The 21,642-nt window shown below is 66.2% G+C and carries 15 protein-coding genes; 7 read left to right on the top strand and 8 right to left on the bottom strand.

The genetic code is table 11. The annotated features are described in order from the left end of the window. The first annotated feature begins 31 nt into the window (after positions 1-31). From IFT65_RS16575 to IFT65_RS16565, 3 genes are read left to right on the top strand one after another with little or no spacing between them, the layout of a single operon-like run. Positions 32-1,195: an isovaleryl-CoA dehydrogenase gene (locus IFT65_RS16575; RefSeq protein WP_188325726.1), complete on the top strand. Its 1,164-nt coding sequence runs from the start codon at positions 32-34 to the stop codon at positions 1,193-1,195. Between the two features lie 9 nt (positions 1,196-1,204). Beyond that, complete coding sequence (locus tag IFT65_RS16570; RefSeq protein WP_188325725.1) at positions 1,205-2,815, top strand: carboxyl transferase domain-containing protein; 1,611 nt, start codon at positions 1,205-1,207, stop codon at positions 2,813-2,815. Positions 2,816-2,841: 26 nt separating this feature from the next. Next, positions 2,842-4,824 carry an acetyl/propionyl/methylcrotonyl-CoA carboxylase subunit alpha gene (locus IFT65_RS16565; RefSeq protein WP_192082507.1) on the top strand — a complete coding sequence of 661 codons (1,983 nt, stop codon included), beginning with the start codon at positions 2,842-2,844 and terminating at the stop codon, positions 4,822-4,824. 3 nt (positions 4,825-4,827) lie between these two features. Here IFT65_RS16565 and IFT65_RS16560 read toward each other — a convergent pair whose 3' ends face one another. Next, entirely contained in the window at positions 4,828-5,985 is a 1,158-nt protein-coding gene (locus IFT65_RS16560; RefSeq protein WP_192082473.1) for a putative peptide maturation dehydrogenase, read from the bottom strand. 131 nt (positions 5,986-6,116) lie between these two features. Here IFT65_RS16560 and IFT65_RS16555 point away from each other — a divergent pair, with 131 nt between their 5' ends. Further along, on the top strand, positions 6,117-6,416 hold the full coding sequence (locus IFT65_RS16555) for an NHLP-related RiPP peptide (protein WP_192082471.1): 300 nt from the start codon (positions 6,117-6,119) through the stop codon (positions 6,414-6,416). Between the two features lie 7 nt (positions 6,417-6,423). Here IFT65_RS16555 and IFT65_RS16550 read toward each other — a convergent pair whose 3' ends face one another. From IFT65_RS16550 to aceB, 4 genes are all read right to left on the bottom strand, one after another. Next, a complete protein-coding gene (locus IFT65_RS16550) occupies positions 6,424-8,919 on the bottom strand; it encodes a putative peptide modification system cyclase (RefSeq protein ID WP_192082470.1) in 2,496 nt (831 codons plus the stop codon). Positions 8,920-8,932: 13 nt separating this feature from the next. Then, positions 8,933-9,976: a GGDEF domain-containing protein gene (locus tag IFT65_RS16545; RefSeq protein WP_192082468.1), complete on the bottom strand. Its 1,044-nt coding sequence runs from the start codon at positions 9,974-9,976 to the stop codon at positions 8,933-8,935. Positions 9,977-10,163: 187 nt separating this feature from the next. Then, positions 10,164-11,456 carry an isocitrate lyase gene (gene aceA, locus IFT65_RS16540; protein WP_188325720.1) on the bottom strand — a complete coding sequence of 431 codons (1,293 nt, stop codon included), beginning with the start codon at positions 11,454-11,456 and terminating at the stop codon, positions 10,164-10,166. Between the two features lie 57 nt (positions 11,457-11,513). Then, the gene (gene aceB, locus IFT65_RS16535) at positions 11,514-13,151 is read right to left on the bottom strand and encodes a malate synthase A (RefSeq protein ID WP_192082467.1); all 1,638 of its coding nucleotides are present in this window, start codon (positions 13,149-13,151) and stop codon (positions 11,514-11,516) included. A 109-nt stretch (positions 13,152-13,260) separates the two neighbouring features. Between aceB and IFT65_RS16530 the strand changes: the two genes are divergently transcribed. Both IFT65_RS16530 and IFT65_RS16525 read left to right on the top strand, forming a co-directional pair. Beyond that, the gene (locus tag IFT65_RS16530) at positions 13,261-14,226 is read left to right on the top strand and encodes a LysR family transcriptional regulator (protein WP_192082466.1); all 966 of its coding nucleotides are present in this window, start codon (positions 13,261-13,263) and stop codon (positions 14,224-14,226) included. A gap of 538 nt (positions 14,227-14,764) precedes the next feature. After that, positions 14,765-15,679 (top strand): LysR substrate-binding domain-containing protein, encoded by a 915-nt coding sequence (locus IFT65_RS16525; RefSeq protein ID WP_192082465.1) that lies wholly within the window; start codon positions 14,765-14,767, stop codon positions 15,677-15,679. Positions 15,680-16,239: 560 nt separating this feature from the next. Here IFT65_RS16525 and IFT65_RS16520 read toward each other — a convergent pair. Both IFT65_RS16520 and lepB read right to left on the bottom strand, forming a co-directional pair. Then, complete coding sequence (locus IFT65_RS16520) at positions 16,240-17,493, bottom strand: MFS transporter (RefSeq protein ID WP_192082464.1); 1,254 nt, start codon at positions 17,491-17,493, stop codon at positions 16,240-16,242. 309 nt (positions 17,494-17,802) lie between these two features. After that, a complete protein-coding gene (lepB, locus tag IFT65_RS16515) occupies positions 17,803-18,429 on the bottom strand; it encodes a signal peptidase I (protein ID WP_192082462.1) in 627 nt (208 codons plus the stop codon). A 341-nt stretch (positions 18,430-18,770) separates the two neighbouring features. Between lepB and IFT65_RS16510 the strand changes: the two genes are divergently transcribed. Next, complete coding sequence (locus tag IFT65_RS16510) at positions 18,771-19,217, top strand: 3-dehydroquinate dehydratase (RefSeq protein WP_192082460.1); 447 nt, start codon at positions 18,771-18,773, stop codon at positions 19,215-19,217. Positions 19,218-19,391: 174 nt separating this feature from the next. Here IFT65_RS16510 and IFT65_RS16505 read toward each other — a convergent pair whose 3' ends face one another. Further along, entirely contained in the window at positions 19,392-21,563 is a 2,172-nt protein-coding gene (locus tag IFT65_RS16505) for a M3 family metallopeptidase (protein ID WP_192082457.1), read from the bottom strand. Between the last annotated feature and the right edge of the window lie 79 nt (positions 21,564-21,642).

Here is a 21,642-nt window from a genome sequence, read left to right as displayed (position 1 = left end):
CCTTTCCAACCGTTGTCGTGGAGTCGCCCGCATGCACGTTCCTTCCCTCAACTTCGACCTTGGCGAAGATATCGACCTGCTGCGCGAGAGCGTGGCCCAGTTCGCCGCCGCCGAGATCGCCCCGTTGGCCGCGCACGCCGATGAAACCAACCAGTTCCCGCTCGCCCTGTGGCGCAAGCTCGGCGAGCAGGGCCTGCTCGGCATGACCGTGGAAGAGGAATACGGCGGCACCGGCATGGGCTACCTGGCCCACGTGGTGGCGATGGAAGAAGTCTCGCGCGCCTCCGGCGGCATCGGCCTGTCCTACGGCGCGCACTCCAACCTGTGCGTCAACCAGCTGCGCAAGAACGGCACCGAAGCGCAGAAGCAGCGCTTCCTGCCGGGCCTGTGCAGCGGCGAACTGGTCGGTGCGCTGGCCATGAGTGAGCCGGGTGCCGGGTCGGACGTGGTGTCGATGAAGCTGCGTGCGGAAAAGCGCGGCGACCACTACGTGCTCAACGGCAACAAGATGTGGATCACCAACGGCCCGGATGCCGACGTGCTGGTGGTCTACGCGAAGACCGACATGAATGCCGGCGCGAAGGGCATCACCGCCTTCCTTGTGGAAAAGGGCATGAAGGGCTTCACCACCGCGCAGAAGCTGGACAAGCTCGGCATGCGCTCCTCACCGACCAGCGAACTGGTGTTCCAGGACTGTGAGGTACCGGTGGAGAACGTGCTCGGCCAGGAAGGCAGTGGCGTGCGCGTGCTGATGTCCGGGCTGGATTACGAACGCGTGGTGCTGTCCGGCGGCCCGCTGGGCCTGATGGCCGCGGCGATGGACGTGGTGATGCCTTACGTACACGAGCGCCACCAGTTCGGCGAAGCCATCGGCAGCTTCCAGCTGATCCAGGCCAAGATCGCCGATATGTATGTCGGTCTGGGCGCTTGTCGCGCCTACGTCTATGCGGTGGCACGCGCTTGCGACCAGGGCCGCACCACGCGCCAGGATTCGGCCGGCGCGATCCTGTATGCCGCGGAGAAGGCCACCTGGCTCACCGGCCAGGCGATCCAGATCCTGGGCGGCAACGGCTACATCAACGAATACCCGACCGGGCGCTTGTGGCGCGACGCCAAGCTGTATGAGATCGGCGCGGGCACCTCGGAAATCCGCCGCATGCTGATCGGTCGCGAACTGTTCCAGCGCACGCTGTAAGGGCCTCCCATGAGCATACTGAGCACCCAGCTGCAGGCAGGCAGCGATACCTTCGAAGGCAACCGCAGCGCCATGCAGGCGGTGGTCGATGACCTGCATGCCACCTTGGCGCGCACCGCGCTGGGCGGCAGCGAAGCGGCCCGCAACAAGCACACCGCACGCGGCAAGCTGTTGGTCCGCGATCGCATCGATGCCCTGCTCGACCCGGGCAGTGCCTTCCTGGAAATCGCCCCGCTGGCCGCGCACGGCATGTATGACGATGCGGTGCCCTGTGCCGGCGTGGTGGCTGGCATCGGCCGGGTGAGCGGCGTGGAATGCGTGATCGTGGCCAACGATGCCACGGTCAAGGGCGGCACCTATTACCCGATGACGGTAAAGAAGCACCTGCGCGCGCAGGAGATTGCCGAGCAGAACCGCCTGCCCTGCATCTACCTGGTGGACTCCGGTGGCGCCTTTTTGCCGCTGCAGGATGAGGTCTTCCCGGATCGCGATCATTTCGGCCGCATCTTCTACAACCAGGCCAACCTGTCCGCACAGGGCATTCCGCAGATCGCCTGCGTGATGGGCAGTTGCACCGCCGGCGGCGCCTATGTGCCGGCGATGAGCGATGAAACGGTGATCGTGCGCGAGCAGGGCACCATCTTCCTCGGCGGCCCGCCGCTGGTGAAGGCCGCCACCGGCGAAGTGGTGAGTGCCGAAGACCTGGGCGGTGCGGATGTGCATACCCGCCTGTCCGGCGTGGCCGACCACATGGCCGACAACGATCTGCAGGCCCTGGCGCGGGTGCGGGCGATCATTGCCCAGCTCAACTGGCGCAAGCCCGAGCCGGCCATGGCGCTGCAACCGCCCCAGGAACCGCTGTTCCCGGCACACGAGCTGTACGGGGTGATCCCGGCCGACACGCGCAAGCCGTTCGACGTGCGCGAGGTGATTGCGCGCCTGGTCGATGGCTCGCGCTTCGATGAGTTCAAGCCACGCTATGGCAGCACCCTGGTCACCGGTTTTGCACATCTGCACGGCTATCCGGTGGGCATCATCGCCAACAACGGCATCCTGTTTTCAGAGTCCGCCCTGAAAGGGGCGCACTTCATCGAGCTGTGCACCCAGCGCAACATCCCGCTGGTGTTCCTGCAGAACATCACCGGCTTCATGGTGGGACGCAAGTACGAACAAGGCGGCATCGCCAAGGATGGCGCCAAGCTGGTGATGGCCGTCGCCTGCGCCAAGGTGCCGAAGTTCACCGTGGTCATCGGCGGCTCGTTCGGTGCCGGCAACTACGGTATGTGCGGGCGCGCGTACTCGCCCAACTTCCTGTGGATGTGGCCCAACGCACGCATCGGCGTGATGGGTGGCGAGCAGGCAGCCAGCGTGCTGGCGACGGTCAAGCGCGACGGCATCGAAGCCAAGGGCGGCGCGTGGGCAGCCGAGGAAGAGGACGCCTTCAAGGCACCGATCCGCGACCAGTTCGAGCGCCAGGGTCATCCGTATTACGCCAGCGCGCGCCTGTGGGACGACGGCATCATCGATCCGGCCGACACCCGCCGCGTGCTTGCCCTGGCCCTGTCGGCCAGCCTCAACGCCCCGGCCCGCGAGACACGCTTCGGCGTGTTCCGCATGTGACCTGCGCCATGACCGAGCACTCCACCATGTTCAACAAGATCCTCATCGCCAACCGCGGCGAGATCGCCTGCCGCGTCATCGCCACCTGCCGCGCGCTGGGCATCGCCACCGTGGCGGTGTACTCCGACGCGGACCGCAACGCACGTCACGTGCGCCTGGCGGACGAGGCCGTTGCGATCGGCCCGGCGCCCGCCGCGGAGAGCTACCTGCGCGCCGAGGTGATCCTCGACGCAGCGCGGCGCACGGGCGCACAGGCAATCCACCCCGGCTACGGCTTCCTGTCCGAGAACGCCGCCTTTGCCGATGCCTGCGCAGCGGCCGGCATCGTGTTCATCGGTCCACCGGCCAGCGCGATCCGTGCAATGGGCGACAAGAGCGCGGCCAAGGCGCTGATGCAGCAGGCCGGCGTACCGCTTACCCCCGGCTACCACGGCGACAACCAGGACCCGCAGTTCCTGCGCGGGCAGGCGGATGCCATCGGCTATCCCGTGCTGATCAAGGCCAGCGCCGGCGGCGGCGGAAAGGGCATGCGCCGCGTGGACGACAGCGCAGCCTTCATCGACGCCCTGGCCAGTTGCCAGCGCGAAGCGCGCTCGGCCTTCGGCAACGAGCACGTGCTGGTTGAAAAGTACGTACTGCGCCCGCGCCACATCGAAATACAGGTGTTCGGTGACCGCCACGGCAACGTCGTCCATCTGTTCGAGCGCGACTGCTCGGTGCAGCGCCGCCACCAGAAAGTGCTGGAGGAAGCCCCTGCCCCGGGCATGACGGCGGAACGTCGCGCCGCGATGGGCAAGGCAGCCGTCGATGCAGCGCGCGCGGTGGGCTACGTCGGTGCGGGCACGGTGGAGTTCATCGCCTCGCCGGACGGCGATTTCTATTTCATGGAAATGAACACGCGCCTGCAGGTGGAGCATCCGGTCACCGAGTTCATCACCGGCACCGATCTGGTGGCATGGCAACTGCAGGTGGCCGCTGGCCAGCCCCTGCCCAAGCGCCAGGACGAGCTGGCCATCCACGGCCATGCACTGGAGGCGCGGCTGTACGCCGAAGACGCCGACAAGGGCTTCCTGCCCTCGATCGGCACGCTGCGCCACCTGCGCCTGCCCACCCCGACGGCAAACGTGCGGGTGGACACGGGCGTCGAGGAAGGCGACACCATCACCCCGTTTTACGACCCGATGATCGCCAAGCTGATCGTCTGGGACATAAACCGTGACGCGGCACTGCGCCGCATGCAGCAGGCATTGGCCGACTGCCAGGTGGTGGGCGTGACCACCAACGCCGGCTTCCTGCGACGGCTGGTGGGAACCGCATCCTTCTCGCAGGCGAAGCTGGACACCGCGCTGATCGAACGCGAGCAGGAGGCCTTGGCCGCGCCCGCGGCAGGCGACGAATCGCTCTGGGCGCTGGCTGCCATTGCTGCCGCTGTCACCACACCCACTGCACGTGTGGATGCGCGTGATGCGCAGTCACCGTGGCAGGCGCAGGATGGCTGGCGGATCGGTGAGACCGCCGCCCGCACCTTGCCGCTGCAGCAGGGCGAGCGCGAGCATGTCGTGCGCGTGACCGTGCAGCCGGGCGGCTGGCAGGTTCGGCGTGACGCAGAGCCCGCCGTGACGGTCCAGGGTTCGTTCAATGACGGCCACCTGGAGGTGGTCGTGCAGGAACAGCGCCTGCGTGTGGGCGTGCAGCGCGATGGCGTGCAGGTGTATCTGTTCACCGCGCAGGGCCAGCAGCGCTTCACCGTGCACGACCCGGTGGGGGAATCCGAACAGGCCAGCGCCGATGCCGGCAGCCTGCTGGCGCCGATGCCCGGCAAGATCGTCGCCACCCTGGTGGAGCCGGGCAGCAAGGTCACCCGCGGCACGCCCCTGGTGGTGCTGGAGGCGATGAAGATGGAGCACACCCTGGCGGCACCGGCCGATGGCACGGTGCACGGGTACCGCGCGAAGGCGGGCGAGCAGGTGGGAGACGGCGCGGTGCTGGTGGATTTCGAGGCGGCGTGATGCTCAACCGGGGCGGTGTCGCGGCGGATCGAACTCCGCCGTGACCTGCTCTGCGGCACGCCAGCCGACGCCACAGATGGCCACCGCCCCCTGACCTGCGCCATCCACCCCCAGCGCGCGGTCCACCTCTTCTTCGTTTATCGCAGCGGTGACAAACGACGCCAAACCGGCGGCGGTAGCGCTTGTATAGATCGCCTGGGAGATGTGGCCGACGTCCAGCAGAACGGCACGATACGCCTTGGCGTGATTGCGGTACTTCCAGAAGCTGCGCTCAAAGCGGGGCGCGAGGATCAGCAACGCTGGCGCGTCGGCGAACCATTCCTGACCGGACAGCATGCGGCGAGCCAGCTCAGCCAACGTTTCAGGCGCAGGCGATGGGCGTGGCAGCAACGCATGCTGCACAGGGTGGTAGTGATAGAACCCAGGTGCCAACCCTTCGACGCGCAGCGCGAGCAGCCATGTTTCGGTAGGGTGCAATCCACCACCGGATGGAACGTTCTTCTTCAGGAAGACGGTCTCCGGATCAATCCGGACCTCCGCGTGCGCCATGACGGTGCGCTGAAGCAACTGCGCCAGAAGCGGCAGTTCCAGCGGCTTGTCCTGATCAAAGTTGCGGCAGGTGGCACGATTCGCCAGCAGCTGATCAAACGCATCCGCGCCCTGCTGCGGCAGCGGCTGATACAGGCCTGCAAGTGGCAACACACTCGGTGGGGGTGGCCCCAACGTAGCACGCAGCCCCGTGGCAGTATCCAAGCCTTGGGCACGCATGTCCGACACGCTGTCCACGCCTGCCCAGCGCGAATGGCGGTGCGCGATCGCGGTGAGCGACCACCAGTTTGCATCGCGCAGGGTTTCGTCACGGTCCCGCATGCCGTGATGTCCGGTGGTATCAGCCAGCAACAACCCACATTCGACCAGTGCTGACACTGTCGCTGCATGGGGGTCAGGCTGCGGTCGTTCCGACCAACGTCGTGCACTGATCGATCCCAGCAGGTCCCGTGCCGCTTCATCTACCGCAACGGGCCCATCCAGATGGGACGCGAACGCTACCCATTCAAATCGACTGTCTGCCGCAGCACGCCCGCGGAGCAGCGCCGCGATGTCGAAAGACACCGATTCACGCGGCTCAAGCACCACATGGGTACAACGGCGGACACGCATGCCAGTTCCTGTCTACAAGGCGATGACACTCTAGAGCGGCTGGACGCGTCCATGCTTTAGCGCGGCATTGAACGTCGCTCAATTACCCGAAGCTGCCGCCGATAGAAGAGTTTCCCCTGAAGGATCACACCATGACGCAACACGCCCAAGCCAACCAGCTCACGCCCGCGCACGCCTCCCTGCTGCTTGATCGCCTGATCGGTGATTCCGCATTCCGCGCGTTGTTCACCAGCGATCCCGGCGCTGCGTTGGCGTCCATCGGCATCGACGCCTCTGGTTGCAAGGATTGCCTTGATGTCGATGTGCTGGCCTCCCCGGAAGAGCTGCAGGCGGTTCGCAGCGAGCTGGAAAGCTACCTGAGCACGTCCACCGCTGCGATGACGGTCATCTTCGCGTTCGAAGCAGGAAAGGTGGGAGAGACGATCGGCTGAGAAGGGATCAGCGGCGCCCGGCCGGATGGGCCGGCGCTGCCCATGTCGCCACGTCGTGTGCATTGAGGGCCTGCCAGACCTGCAGCGCTGCCACTTCCGCAATGGCCTGCCCCCGGTGCTGTGCAAGCCATTGCTGCTGTTGCACGATGCCACGCTCATCACGCCGTGCGCGGTGGGCCTGCAGAAGTACCACGTGCGCCTGTACCGGCTCGCTGCCATCCAGAAGCGGCGTAAGCAGGCTGATCGCCGCGTCCGGCTCACCTGTGCCGAGCATGCCCATGGCCCGCACGATCGTGCGCCATTTCGCCACGACCGGACTCTTCTGCAGATCAATCAGCGCCTGGTTCTTCTGCAGGATCTCATCGGACAACCGCCCATATCCTTGACGTTGGCCCAGATAGGCCAAGGCAAGCAACTGCAGCGTGCGATCGGTCAGGTTGGGGTTGTCACGCTCAGCGAGCAGGGGCTGCAGCTGGGCGGCCAATGCCCTCAAGGGCGCTTCATCGGCAGCGCTGCACAGCGTGGCGACAGTGGCGTGCATCAGATGCTGCTGGATCCGGTAGTCGATCAGTTCCGGCTTGGCACTGTCTGACTCCAGGGCCACGCGCATCGCATCACAATCGCCCTGATCCGCGGCGACCAGCATGCGCGCGCGCATGAACATCAGGGACTGCAGGGCATCATTGCCGTTGCCCATGCTGCGCAGCAGGGCCAGCGCTTCGTCATAGCGCCGCAGCGCCACCAGCGCGTCTACCTGGGTGTCGTCCGGTCCACGACTGCCACGCAGTTCCGCGATCTGCTTGAGCGTATGCAGGGCCCGCTCGGGCTGGTTCTCTGCGATCTGGATCCGGGCGATGTTCAGCATCGGATAGGTCCGTAGATGGTCCTGCGGAACGGCGGCGGCACGTGCGAAGGGCTCCGCTTCGCGGAAGCGGTTGTCCATCAACAGGTGCCAGGACGTGTTGGACAGGCCAGCAAAGGAATCGGGGTAGAGCTTGGCCAGCAACCGCCACTGTTCCAGCGGCCACCCACCCGGTTGCAGCTCCGCCTGCCAGCCTTTCATGTAAAGCTGCTCACGGAAGGGCAGTCGGCCTTGCAGCGCCAACGCCTTCTGCAGCTGCTCGCGTGCTTCGAGCGTGTTCGATGTGCGCGCGTGGTACTTCGCGATGCCCATGTAAGCGAGCGCGAACTCCGGATCCAGATCCAGCGCAGCCTGGTACAGGTTTCTCGCTTCGTCGAAACGACGCCGACCCATCGCCACTTCACCCAGCGCATAGGCGCGCAGTGCGCGCAGGTTCGAGGTCGTCGCCTGCGGCAGGGGCACTGATTTCTCGAGCGCTGCCAGCGGTTCGCCCAGGCCACGCCTGAGCTGCTCCACGACGTCACCGACCGCTGCCACGGCCTGGTCCGGGCTGGACGCTTGCGCATGGTAGGTCGTGACGACTTTATTGTCGGTCGGATCGACGAGATCCACACTCACGTCGTAGCGGCCTGCGTGCGGCATGACCTTGGGCAGCAGGACGGCGCGTGCACCCTCGCGACTGGCAACGTCCACCGCCCGCCTTCTATCCAGCACGGCGTCGGTCGGCTGCCGCGCCAGCTCGAGGCTCTCGCGCACCTTGCCCTCGGACAACACGTTCACGTAGGGCGACTGCTCCAGGCCAAGCAACATGGCCTGCCGCATCGAGGCATCGAAGATCGACTCGCCTGTCAGGTTGCTCACGTCGGCCAGCACGACCCAATCGCGTTCCACGAACGCCAGGGCAGGCGTAGGACGCGTGGCAAACCAGCCCCCCACCACCAGCACTATCGCGAACGTGGCCTCCGCCGCCATCGCCATCGGCCGGCGCCAGAACGGGATATCGCGCATGGCCTTCGGCGTCGCCCGAGGTCGGCCCACCGGCGGCAACTCGGGCGTCGCCACGCCATGGACGTCCATGGGCTGCGCCACGCCCTTGAAACGCCACCGGCCGTATGACTTCCACTTCAGCCCCTTGCCGACGTCACCCAGTCGATCGGTCGCGCGCCGCACCATCGACTCGGCGGTGGCCGACAGCAGGACCTGCCCCGGCCGCGCGAGCTGCATCAGGCGTGCGGCCATCGGCTTGGCCAGGCCTTCCACTTCCACCGGCTTGGAACCCAGGGCGATGGCCTCGGCGCTGTTGTCCCACAGGATCACCTCGCCCACGTGCAGGCCAGCCCGCGCGAACAGTGGGACGTTGTTGGCCTGGCCGAGCTGGCGCAGCCCCTGCTGGTAGTCCAGCGCGAATCCCAGCGCATCCACCGGGCGTTCGAACAGCAGGAACAGGCCATCGGAGCGATCGATCTGCTGGCCGTGCCAGCGCTGCTGCATGGCCAGCACCAGGCGATCGTGCTGCTGGAACAACTCTGCAGCGGCAGTGTCGCCAATGCGCTCCACCAGCGATGTGGAGTCCACCAGATCGGTGAACAACAACGCCCGCAGTTGCGGGACGTGGGGGGACGGTTCCTTGTCGCCGCGCATGGTCATTTCCGCCCTAGTCGCTGTCCGTCACATCATGCACCCATCGCAGCCGATCACCACCATCGCGCTTGGCCTGGTACAACGCGCGATCGGCGTTGGCATACCACTCACTCCAGTCGGCGGTGGCATCGACCAGGCTGGCGCCGATGCTGAGATGGCACACATGCGGCGTACCGTGGCTGCGCTCCAGCAGACCGTGCACCGCGCTGAGCACGAACTCGGCGGCGTGCTGCACGATCTGCGCATTGGCCCGGCGCAGCAGCAGGCAGAACTCATCACCGCCCAAGCGGCAGGCCAGATCGTCGGCACCGGCCATCGAGCGCAGGATGTTGGCCACGCTCTGCAGCACGCGGTCACCCGCCTGGTGGCCGAACTGGTCGTTGATCTGCTTGAAGCGGTCGCAGTCGATCAGCAGCAGTCCCTGTGCGGGCCCCTCTTCGTGTCCGCGGCATTCCTGCAGGTACAGCGCCAGTCCACGCCGGTTGTGCAGGCCGGTCAACTCGTCGGTGCGCACCAGCTCGCGGGTGTGGCTGAGCTGGTGGGTGGTGACGTAGAGGTTGTCCAGCGCTGTTTCGAGGTCGTGGTTGCGGCGGCGCAGCTGGCTGATCAGTGCCTGCTCGTTGCCCACCACGCGCATGATGGTACGACGCAGGAAATAAGCCACCAGGTCCGGCTCGCTTTCCACCAGCCGATGAAAGTCGACATGACCCAGTTCAAGAACTTCGGTATCGCAGGTCGCGCGTGCATCGGCGCTGCGCAGGTGGTCACCGATCAACAGGCCCAGCTCCCCGAAGAACTCGTTCGGGCCCAGGCGCTTCATGACCAGGTCTTCGCCGAAGTCGAGCTCGATGGCGCCTTCTGCGATGACGAACATGCTGCTGCCCCGGTGACCACGGCGGAACAGGCAATCGCCATCACGCAGGCTGCGCTGGTTGGCGAAGCTGGCAAACAGGGCGAACTCTTCGGGACTCAGGACGGCGTGCACGATCTCAGCCATCGCCGTGGTGGCAATGCCTGTCCGTGCACACGCGTCTGCGACCGCACCCCTGCCGCTCATTCCCTGCCCCAGTGATCAGACTGCCCATTCTGAGGAGCGGAGCATAGCACCGCTTTCAACCGTGCGCTGCGTCTCAGTTTAGAGGGCCGGGCCCAATGATTTCAGCTAGTTGAAAGAAGGGGTCAGGGGCCCTGCCCGGGGCGTGCCGGGCAGGGCTGACGGCCAGCGGCCGTCACGATGCCGATGGTCAGGCGGCGCGGCCGGCGCTGAACTGTTCTTCTTCGGTGGAGCCGGTCAGCGCGGTGGTCGAGGACTGGCCCTGCTGGATCGCCTGGGTGACCGCATCGAAATAACCCGTGCCCACCTCGCGCTGATGCTTGACCGCCGTGAAGCCACGGTCGGCGGCGGCGAACTCGGCCTCCTGCAGCTCCACGAAGGCGCTCATCTGGCGGCGGGCGTAGCCGTGGGCCAGGTTGAACATCGAGTAGTTGAGCGCGTGGAAGCCGGCCAGGGTGATGAACTGGAACTTGTACCCGTACTTGGCGATCTCGGTCTGGAACTTCGCGATGGTGGCGTCGTCCAGGTTCTTCTTCCAGTTGAAACTGGGCGAGCAGTTGTAGGCCAGCAACTTGCCCGGGAACCTGGCATGGATGGCTTCGGCGAACTGGCGGGCGAACTCCAGGTCCGGCTTGCCGGTCTCGCACCACACCAGGTCGGCATAGGGCGCGTAGGCCAGGCCGCGGCTGATGGCCTGATCCAGGCCGTTGCGGGTCTTGTAGAAGCCTTCGGTGGTGCGCTCGCCGGTGGCGAAGGGCTGGTCATTGGGGTCGATATCGCTGGTCAGCAGGTCGGCTGCCTCGGCATCGGTGCGGGCCACCAGCAGGGTCGGCACGCCCAGCACATCGGCCGCCAGCCGGGCCGCGTTCAATTTTTCAATGGCTTCCCGGGTCGGCACCAGCACCTTGCCGCCCATGTGGCCGCACTTCTTCACCGAGGCCAGCTGGTCTTCGAAATGCACCCCGGCAGCACCGGCTTCGATCATCGCTTTCATCAGCTCGAAGGCGTTGAGTACGCCGCCGAAGCCGGCCTCGGCGTCCGCTACGATGGGCTGCAGGAAGTCGATGTCATCCTTGCCTTCTGCGTGGTGCAGCTGGTCGGCGCGCAGCAGCGTGTTGTTGATGCGCTTGACCACTGCCGGCACCGAATCGGCCGGGTACAGCGACTGGTCCGGGTACATCTGGCCAGCGAGGTTGGCGTCGGCGGCGACCTGCCAGCCGGACAGGTAGATGGCGTTCAAACCGGCCTTCACCTGCTGCATCGCCTGGTTGCCCGTCAGCGCACCCAGCGCGTTGACGAACTCTTTTTCCTGCAGGTACGTCCACAGCTTCTCCGCCCCCAACCGCGCCAGCGAATGCTCCACGTGGACGGTGCCGCGCAGGCGCACCACGTCGGCGGCGGTGTAGTTGCGTTCAATCCCCTGCCAGCGGGGGTGGGTGTCCCAGTCGTGCTGGATCTGTTCGGCAGTGGGCAGCGTGCTCATGTCTATCTCCAGTTCGTCGGTGCTACAGCAGGAAGAAAAAACGGGCAGGCGCAGGCATCAGTCGATGCGTGCGTAGGCCGGCAGGGTCAGGAAATCGTTGAGTTCATCGGCGCGGCTCAGCTCGGACAGCAGCGCGATGGCTTCGTCCACGCGGCCGCCACCGGGCAGTGCCGCGCGGTCACCCAGGCGGGCGGGCAGCTGCGCCAACGCGCTGTCCAGCAGCGGCGGGTCGATGGCCGTGCCGTCGTCCAGCTGCTGCCCGGGCGTGTGCAGCCACTGCCACAGCTGGCTGCGGCTGATCTCGGCGGTGGCGGCGTCTTCCATCAGGTTGTGGATCGGGACGCAGCCGTTCCCATCCAGCCAGGCCGCCAGGTAGCGCACGCACACTTCCACGTTGCCGTCGAAGCCGGCACGCGTGATGGTGCCCGGCGGACGCGCGATCAACTGGTCGCGGTCCACGCGCACGTCCTGGCGCAGCACCTGCTGCTGGTTCGCGCCGGGCATGTGGTCATCGAAGATCGCCATCGCCACCGGGATCAACGCCGGGTGCGCCACCCAGGTGCCGTCATGGCCCGCCGTGACCTCGCGCAGCTTGTCTGCCCGCACGCGGGCCATCGCCTGTTCGTTGGCGGCCGCATCGTTGCCGATCGGGATCTGCGCGGCCATGCCGCCCATCGCGTGTGCACCGCGCCGGTGGCAGGTCTGGATCAACAACTCCGAATAGGCCTTCAGGAACGGCTGGGTCATGGTCACCTGGCCACGATCCGGCAGCACCTTGTCGGCATGCCGGCGGAACGTCTTCAGGTACGAGAAAATGTAATCCCAGCGGCCGCAGTTCAGGCCGACGATGCGCTCGCGCAGCGCGTGCAGGATCTCGTCCATTTCGAACACCGCCGGCAGCGTTTCGATCAGCACGGTGACCTTGATCTGCCCCTGCGGCAGGCCCAGCATGCCTTCGATGTGCGAGAGCGCGGTTTCCCACAGCGCAGCTTCTTCCATGCTCTGCAGCTTCGGCAGGTAAAAGTACGGGCCGCGGTCGTTGGCCATCAGCGTGCGGGCGTTGTGGTAGGCGAACACTGCCGCATCGAACAGCCCACCGGCCAGGCGCTGGCCATCCACCAGCACGTGCTTTTCGTCCAGGTGCCAGCCGCGCGGACGCACGATGAGCACCGCGCGTTCTTCATAGGGACGCAGTGTGTAGTGCTTGGCCGGCTTGCTGCCGCTGGCCGGGGCGGTGAACTGCAGGTCGCCGCGCACCGCGCCGATCAGCGACTGCTGGCCAGCCAGCAGGTTGCGCCAGGTCGGTGCCGTGGCGTCCTCGAAGTCGGCCATGAACACCTTGGCCCCGGAGTTCAGCGCATTGATGACCATCTTCGGGTCGGTCGGCCCGGTGATCTCCACGCGGCGGTCCAGCAGCGCCGCCGGCAGCGGTGCCACCTTCCAATCCTCGGCACGGATCGGCGCGGTATCGGCGCGGAAGTCCGGCAGACCGCCTTGGTCGAAGAACGCCTGACGCTGCACGCGGGCGGCCAGGCGGGCCTGGCGACCCGGCTCGACGGCGCGGTGCAGCGACACCAGCAGCGCCAGCAGCGGGGCGGGCAGCAGGGCGGCCTGGCCGGCCACCTGGGTGGTCAGCGAGATCCCGGGCGTCGGCTTGGCGGGCGGCGATGGGAGAGCAGTAGCAACGGCGGACATCGGGACACTCCTGGATCGAGGGACGCCCCTACCGTGCCGTGTCGGCGATGTATTTGACAAAGCAGATATTGCAATGCGTTGGATAAGTTGTGCTTATACTCATGACACGATGTCCACGCGACCACCGCCAAGCCCTCGTTTTTCCTACAAATCCGACCGGTTGAAACCGCTGCGGGCGTTTTGCCAGACGGTGCGACTCGGGTCGGTGTCACGCGCCGCGGAGGCGCTTTTCGTCAGCCAGCCGGCGATCAGCCAGCAGTTGCAGGCGCTGGAGCGCGAGCTGGGCGTGGTGCTGTTCGAGCGCAGTGGGCGGCGCCTGGTGCCCAGCCGCGAAGGCCAGTTGCTGTTCGAGATGGCCCAGCCGCTGGTGGAAGACCTGGACGGACTGGAAGCGCGGTTCCGCGACAAGGTCAGCGGCATGGACGCCGGCGAGCTGAACATCGCGGCCAACAGCTCCACCATCCTGTACCTGCTGCCGCGCATCATCGAACGCTTCCGCCAGCTGCACCCGGACGTGCGCCTGACCCTGCACAACGCCATCAGCGCCGACGGCACCGACCTGCTGCGCGACGATGCCGTCGATCTGGCCGTGGGCTCGATGACCGACGTGCCGGCCGACCTGACCTACGCCCCCGCCTACCGCTTCGAGCAGATGCTGATCACCCCGCACGACCACCCGCTGGCGCGCGGCATGCTGAGCCTGGAGGCGATCTCCCAACACCCGCTGGTCCTGCCGCCGAAGCGCCAGATCACCTACCGACTGGTGGACCAGGTATTCCAGCGCCACCGCCTGCCCTATACCGTGGCGCTGGAAGTCGGCGGCTGGGAAGTGATCAAGCAGTACGTGGCGATGGGGATGGGCATCTCCATCGTCCCGTCGCTGTGCCTGAATGATGCCGATCCCCACAAGCTGGTGGCGCGTTCGATGCGCGAGTGGTTCCCCGAGCGCAGTTATGGCGTCATCGTGCGGCGTGGCAAGGCATTGTCGGCGCAGGCGCGCGCGTTCGTGGAGATGATCCAGCCGGAGCTGTTCTCACCGCGCGAGTACGACCAGAGTGGGCATTCCGAGCGCTGATGGCGACGACGGCGGCGCTGGTGCCGCTGCGCGAGGTGCTGGCGCTGCGCTGCTCCGCACTTGGTGATGGCCCTGCGCTGCTCCGCACTTGGTGATGGCGCTGCGCTGCTCCGCGCTTGGTGCTGGCGCTGCGCTGCCCCGCACTTGGTGTCGGCGCTGCGCTGCTCCGCGCTTGGTACTGGCGCTGCGCTGCCCCGCGCTTGGTGCTGGCGCTGCGCTGCCCCGCGCTTGGTGCTGGCGCTGCGCTGCTCCGCGCTTGGTGCCGGCGCTGCTCTGCCCCGCGCTTGGTGATGGCGCTGCGCTGCTCCGCGCTTGGTGCTGGCGCCGCGCTGCTCTGCACTTGGTGCTGGCGCTGCGCTGCTCTGCACTTGGTGCTGGCGCTGCGCTGCCCCGCACTTGGTAGAGCCGACTTCAGTCGGCTGCTTTCCGGTCAGCCGACTGAAGTCGGCTCTACCATCGGCTGCTCCCCGCCAGCCGACTGAAGTCGGCTCTACCCTCGGCACCGCCTGACCGGTCTGCGGTTACCTACAATGCCCCCATGTCCATCGAACTGCGCCATCTCCGCTATTTCCTCGCCGTGGCCGACACGCTGCACTTCGGTCAGGCCGCCGAGCGGCTCGGTATGTCTCAGCCGCCGCTCAGCCAGCAGATCCGCCAGCTGGAACAGCTGCTCGGTGCGCCGTTGTTCGTGCGCAGCCATCGGCGCGTACAACTGACCGAAGCCGGCGTACTGCTGCAGGTAAAGGCGCGAGCCATCCTGCAGCAGGTGGACGTCGCAGTCGACGAGGTGCAGCGCGTACAGCGCGGCGAACAAGGCGAACTGCACATCGGCCTGACCCGCGCCACCCCCTTGGTGCCGCAGATCCCCCGCGCGATCTTCGGTTACCGGGAGCGCTTCCCGCAGGTGCGCTTGCAGCTTCGCGAAATGAATACCCTGCAGCAGATCGACGCGTTGCTGGAGAATCGACTGGACGTGGGCATCATCCGCAAGCGCGTGCTGCCGGCGGAGCTGGTGGCGCGCAGCCTGTTCACCGACCCACTGGCGCTGGTGCTGCATCGCGACCACCCTGCCCTGCGTGGACGTGACCCCGCGACGACCGTGCTGCCGCTGAAGCAGTTCGCGCACGAGCCCTTTGTAGGTTTTCACCGCAGTGTAGGTGCCGGCATCCACGATCAGATGATTGCCTTGTGTGCGGCAGCCGGGTTCACCCCGCGCATCGTGCAGGAGGCCGGTGAAGCATCAACGCTGATCAGCCTGGCCGCCGCCGGACTGGGCGCGGCGATCCTGCCTTCGTCGTGCGACCACATCCAGATTGAAGGTGCGTGTTTCGTGGCCCTCGGCGACCGCGGTGCCCATTCGGAAGTACAGTTGGTGTGGCGGCGCGAAGGCATCACCCCGTTGATCCGCAATTTCACCGCACTGCTGCAGGCGGAGTTTGGTAAGTCCGATTGACGAGGGCCGGTAGAGCCGACTTCAGTCGGCTTGCCGCATCGCGCGGCCACCCAAAAGCAGCCGACTGAAGTCGGCTCTACCAATGCAATGTGGAGCGTCGGTCGGTCCGGCTGACGACGGCCGGTAGAGCCGACTTCAGTCGGCTTGCCGCATCGCTCGATCACCCAAAGGCAGCCGACTGAAGTCGGCTCTACCAAATGCAACGTGGAGCGTCGGTCGGTCCGCTTGACGAGGGCCGGTAGAGCCGACTTCAGTCGGCTTGCCGCATCGCGCGATCACCCGAAGGCAGCCGACTGAAGTCGGCTCTACCAAATGCAACGTGGAGCGCCGGTCGGTCCGGCTGACGAGGGCCGGTAGAGCCGACTTCAGTCGGCTTGCCGCATCGCGCGGTCACCCAAAGGCAGCCGACTGAAGGCGGCTCTACCAAATGCGATGTGCAACGATGGACGGTCCGTTTGACGAGGCCGGTAGAGCCGACTTCAGTCGGCTTGCCGCATCGCTCGATCACCCAAAGGCAGCCGACTGAAGTCGGCTCTACCAAATGCAATGGAGAGCGCCGCTCAAGCCATCGCGGTGCAGCGCCACAGGCGCCAGGCAATGCCGGCGCCGATCAGCGTCAGCGCACCGGTGAAGGCGCATACGCCCACCCAGTCCCACGCTGTGTACGCCAGCCCGCCCACGGCGCCCAGCACGCTGGACCCGAGGTAGTACGAAAACAGATACAACGCAGACGCTTCGGCGCGGATCGATCCGGCGCGGCTGCCGACCCAACTGCTGGCTACCGAGTGGCCACCGAAGAAACCGAACGTCACCAGTGCGATGCCGAGCGCCATGGTCCATAGCCACGGCATCACCAGCAACACGATGCCCGCGATGATCAATGCATAGCTGATGGAAAGCACACGACCGCGGCCATGGCGTATCGCCTGCTGGCCCATCCACGCCGAGCTGAAGGTGCCGACCAGATACACGCTGAAGATCAGGCCGACGACGGTCTGGCTCAATGCATACGGCGGGGCAAGCAGGTGGTAGCCGAGATAGTTGTAGGTGGTGACGAACACGCCCATCAGCAGGAACGCGGTAGCGAACAGCCACGGCAGCCCAGGGTCCGCGAACAGCTGCCGCCAGCGTGATGGCAACTGGCGCAGCCCGCCGCGTCGGCTCTGGAAGTGCCGCGACGGCGGCAGTTGCATCCACAGCAGCAGCGTACTGGCGACGGCGATGATCGACACCACCCCGATGCCCCAGCGCCAGCCCCAGTGGTCGGCGATGATGCCGGCGATCAACCGGCCGCTCATGCCGCCAACCGCATTGCCGCCGATGTACAGCCCCATCGCCAATCCCATCGCGCGGCTGTCCATCTCTTCGACCAGATAGGTCATGGCCACGGCAGGCACGCCGCTCAGGGCGACGCCCAACAGCGCGCGTAGGATCAGCAGGGTGGTCCAGTCGTCCACCATCGCACTGGCCGCCGACAGCACGGTGGAGGCCAGCAGCGCCGTGATCATGACGTTGCGGCGGCCGATGCGGTCGGAGACAAGGCCGGCGATCAACATCATCACTGCCAGCAGGCCCGTACTGAGCGAAAGCGCCAGCGCACTGTTGGCGGCGGATACACCGAAGTGGCGGCTGAACTCCGGCAGCAGCGGCTGCACCGTGTACAGCAACCCGAAGGTCGAGAAGCCAGCCAGGAACAGCGCGACCGCGGTACGCCGGAACGCCGGGGTGCCTTGCTCGATGTGGGTAGCCTTCGCTGAAGTGGCGTCCGTGTGGGACGTGCGGTGCGCGATGGCTGCCGCGGTGTCACCGTTCATGGGATCGAAAGGCCACAGAGGCGCCCGGGGTGGGGGGAGATGACTAGGCTAGACCCCGATGACGAGTCGATCCATAACCTGATCGGTACGGATTGATACGTCTTACGTCTTGGTTAGTCGGGGCACGGGTAGGCTGGGGTAGAGCCGACTTCAGTCGGCTGCCCTGGACGCGATGGTCCGGATCCCCGCTCAAAGAGCAGCCGACTGAAGTCGGCTCTACCGTTCCCCGTTCCCCGACATCGGCATCGGCATCGGGCATCGGCATCGGGCATCCGACATCGGAATCCGGCCCAGGCCGGGGGTTGGTGGTCAAAGACGCAACCACTCCAGCCCTTCGCCGCGCCGGTAATACACCGCGACCGCACGCCCATACACCTTGTCGGCGTCGACGAAGCCGAAGAATCGCCCGTCGAAACTGTTGCCGCGGTGGTCACCCATGACCAGCAGCTTGCCGGCCGGCACCACCACGTCAGCAACATCCGGGCCGCCGCCCATGTCCAGGTCAAGTTGCGCGGTACGGGCGCCGAACTGCTCTGCGGCCGCCGTGTTGCCGAGCTGCAGCGGCACCCCGTTGATGCTCAGATGGCCGTCGTGTACATCCACCCGGTCACCGGCCACGGCGACCACGCGCTTGATCAGCCGGGTGCCATCGGCGGGCGAATCGAACACCGCCACTTCGCCACGCTGCGGGGTGCCGACGTTCACCAACGCGTGCGCGGTGAAGGGCAGCCGCAATCCATAGGCGCGCATGTCCACCACCACGCGGTCACCGGGCTCCAACGTAGGCTGCATGGAACCGCTGGGCACGACGTAGTGGTTGGCCAGCGTGTCACGGGCGGCAGCGAGCAGACCGAGCATCACCACCAGTGGCAGGGCTTCCTTCTTCAGCCAGTGCAGGGCGCGTCGGGTAACGGGGGGGCGGGCAGTGGCGTCCATGGCGAGGCTCGGGTGGGTGTGGGGGTAAGACCGCGGAAAGGCGGTTGGGTTCCCTGGCGGGTAGCGCCGACGGGTAGAGCCGACAGGTAGAGCCGACTTCAGTCGGCTGCCCTTGCCGTGCGCTGAAAGCAGCCGACTGAAGTCGGCTCTACCAAGGCAAGCCCCAGGCAAGCTGAAAGCAGCCGACTGAAGTCGGCTCTACCTGTCGGCTCTACCGGGAAACTACGAACGCTACGCAGAATTTACGCTGCTGCGCGGTGCGTGCCATGGAGGCGTTACGGGCGGCGCGCGCATTGTGTGCCTACCGCGCCGCAGGCGCACTTGCGAACAAGAGTTGCGTCATGTCGATCTTCATCATCCGGGGGCCAGAAGCAGCGGGTGCGCTGATCCGTACCGCCGAGCCGCTGCCGGGGCTGGTACTGAAAACGCTGGTACACCGCGCCGTGGATGCCGGTACCAGCGTGGCGATCCGGGCGTGCGGCTCGGAGCAGGAACTGTTGGATGCGTTGCGTGTGGCCGACCACGCGCGTGGCGAGGTGACGCTGCTGGATCCGGGCGCCTGCGCGGACAGCATGCGTCTGCAGCAGTTGCTCCCGCACCTGCATAACGCCTACGTGGAAGTGCATGACGATGGGGCGGTCGCCGAGCCCTGGTTGCCGGCGGGCATGGGGCAGCGGCTGGGGATCGCCGCAGGGTACGGTGCGCAGAGTTACGTGCTGGCGCTGGACATCGCGCTGGACCACCTGGGATTGGCTGAGCAGGCCGAGCGCGTGCACGTCGGCACGTGAGCGTGCGGAAAGGGTAGAGCCGACTTCAGTCGGCTGGCCGTTGGCCGTGCGCTGAGAGCAGCCGACTGAAGTCGGCTCTACCAAGGCAAGCTGAAAGCAGCCGACTGAAGTCGGCTCTACCAGACCGGGGGCGCAACAGCAGAACGGCGGGGTTTCCCCCGCCGTTCGTTCACCTTACTTCAGCCCGCGGAACTCAAGCAGGGGTTCCACCGACGGGTCCTTGCCGCGGAAGTCGCGGTAGAGCTGGCTCAGCTCGACGCTGTTGCCGCGCGACAGCACCTTGTCACGGAACACCTGGCCGTTTTCGGCGGTGAGGCCACCGTGCTCGGTGAACCAGGCGAAGGCATCGTGGTCCAGCACTTCGGCCCAGAAGTAGGCGTAGTAACCGGCCGAGTAGCCACCGCCCCAGATGTGGTCGAAGTAGGTGGTGCGGTAACGCGGCGGCACCTGCGCCAGATCGACGTTGAACTTCTTCAACGCGGCAGCTTCAAAGGCCGGCACATCCTGCAGCGGGGCGTCGGCCTTCTGCGTGTGCCAGGCCAGGTCAAGCAGCGCGGCCGACAGATACTCGGTCGTCGCGTAGCCCTGGTTGAAGCTGCGTGCCTTGAGGATCTTGTCGACCAGTTCCTGCGGCATCGGCTCGCCGGTCTTGTAGTTCTTCGCATAGTGGGCGAAGACCTTCGGGTCCAGCGCCCAATGCTCGTTGAACTGCGACGGGAACTCGACGAAATCGCGCGAGGTGGCGGTACCGGCGATGGACGGGTACTTCACGTTGGAGAACATGCCGTGCAGCGCGTGGCCAAACTCATGGAACAGCGTGGTGACGTCGTCGAAGCTCAGCAGCGCGGGCTGGCCGGCCGCTGGCTTGGTGAAGTTGGCCACGTTGTACACCACCGGCTTGGTGCCGGTCAGGCCATCCTGTTCGACGAACACATCCATCCATGCGCCACCGGACTTGCTGTCACGCTTGAAGTAGTCGGTGTAGAACAGCGCCAGCGAGGTGCCGTCCTTGTCGAACACTTCGTACACCTTCATGTCCGCGTGGTAGGTCGGGATGTCGGTGCGCGGCTTGAAAGTGATGCCATACAGCTGGGTGGCGGCATAGAAGACGCCGTTCTGCAGCACGTTGTCCAGTTCGAAGTACGGCTTGATCTGTGATTCGTCCAGGTCGTACTTCGCCTTGCGCACCTGCTCGGCGTAGAAGTCCCAGTCCGATGCGGCCAGCTTGAAGCTGGCGGTCTTCGATGCAGCGCTCTGTTCGTCGATCACCTTCTGGATGTCGGCGGCCTCAGCGCGCGCCTTGGCGGTAGCCGCCGGCACGGTGTCGGTCAGCAGCTTCAAGGCAGCAGCCGGCGTCTTGGCCATCTGGTCGCCCAGGTTGTAATCGGCATACGTGGCGAAGCCGAGCAGCTTGGCCTTCTGCGCACGCAGCTGGGCGAGACGCTGCACGGTCTGCTGGGTGTCGTTGGCATCACCGCGCAGGGCCCGGGTTTCCGATGCCTTCAGCACGGCCGCGCGCTGCTCGCGATCACTCAGTGAGCCCAGCACCGGCTGCTGGGTGGTGTTCTGCAACGGCAGCAGGAACTTGCCGTCCAGCTTGCGCGCAGTGGCATCGGCGGCGGCAGTGGCGATGGCATCTTCGCTCAGCCCGACCAGCTTGGCCTTGTCATCCACCACCACGGCTGCGGCGGCAGTCGCCGCCACCAGGCGGGTGTGGAACTGCGTGGACAGCGTGGTTTCTTCCACGTTGAGCTTGCGCAGGCTGGCCTTGTCGGCGTCGTTGAGCTGCGCACCGGACCGCACCAGGCCATCGTAGTAGTGCTCGACCAGACGCGTCTGCACCGGATCCAGGCCCAGCGTGGCGCGCTGGTCGTACAGCGACTTCACCCGTGCGAACAACTTCGGATCCAGGTTGATCTCATCCTGGTGGGCAGCCAGCTTGGGCGCCACTTCTTCCTGGATCTTCTGCCGCGCTTCATTGGTATCGGCCTGCACCAGGCCGAAGAAGATGCGCGAGACGCGGGTCAGCGTTTCGCCGCTGCGTTCCATCGCCACGATGGTGTTGTCGAAGGTCGCCGGTTCGCTCTTGTCGGCGATGGCGCGCACTTCAGCCAGATGCTGGCGCATGCCCTCTTCGAAGGCGGGCAGGTAGTCGCTGTCCTGGATCTTGTCGAACGGCGGTGCCTGGAAGGGCAGTGTGCTGGCGCTCAGCAGCGGGTTGGTGGAGGCATCGGCCGGCTGCTGGGCCGGGGCATTCTGTGCTTCGGACACGGGGGTGGACTCCTTGCCGGAACAGGCGGCCAGCGCCAGGCTGATGGCGGCGGCCAGGATGACGGTACGCGACATGCAAAAGGCTCCTAGAGGGGCGATCAGGACCGACCGCCAGCCTTCCAGCCTACTCCCACGCCGTCGCGCCAGCATGTGC

The sequence above is a fragment of the Stenotrophomonas sp. CFBP 13725 genome (assembly GCF_014841935.1).
Taxonomy (GTDB): domain Bacteria; phylum Pseudomonadota; class Gammaproteobacteria; order Xanthomonadales; family Xanthomonadaceae; genus Stenotrophomonas.
The sequence above is the reverse complement of the archived record's forward strand: the minus strand, read 5'-3'. Positions and strand labels throughout refer to the sequence as shown.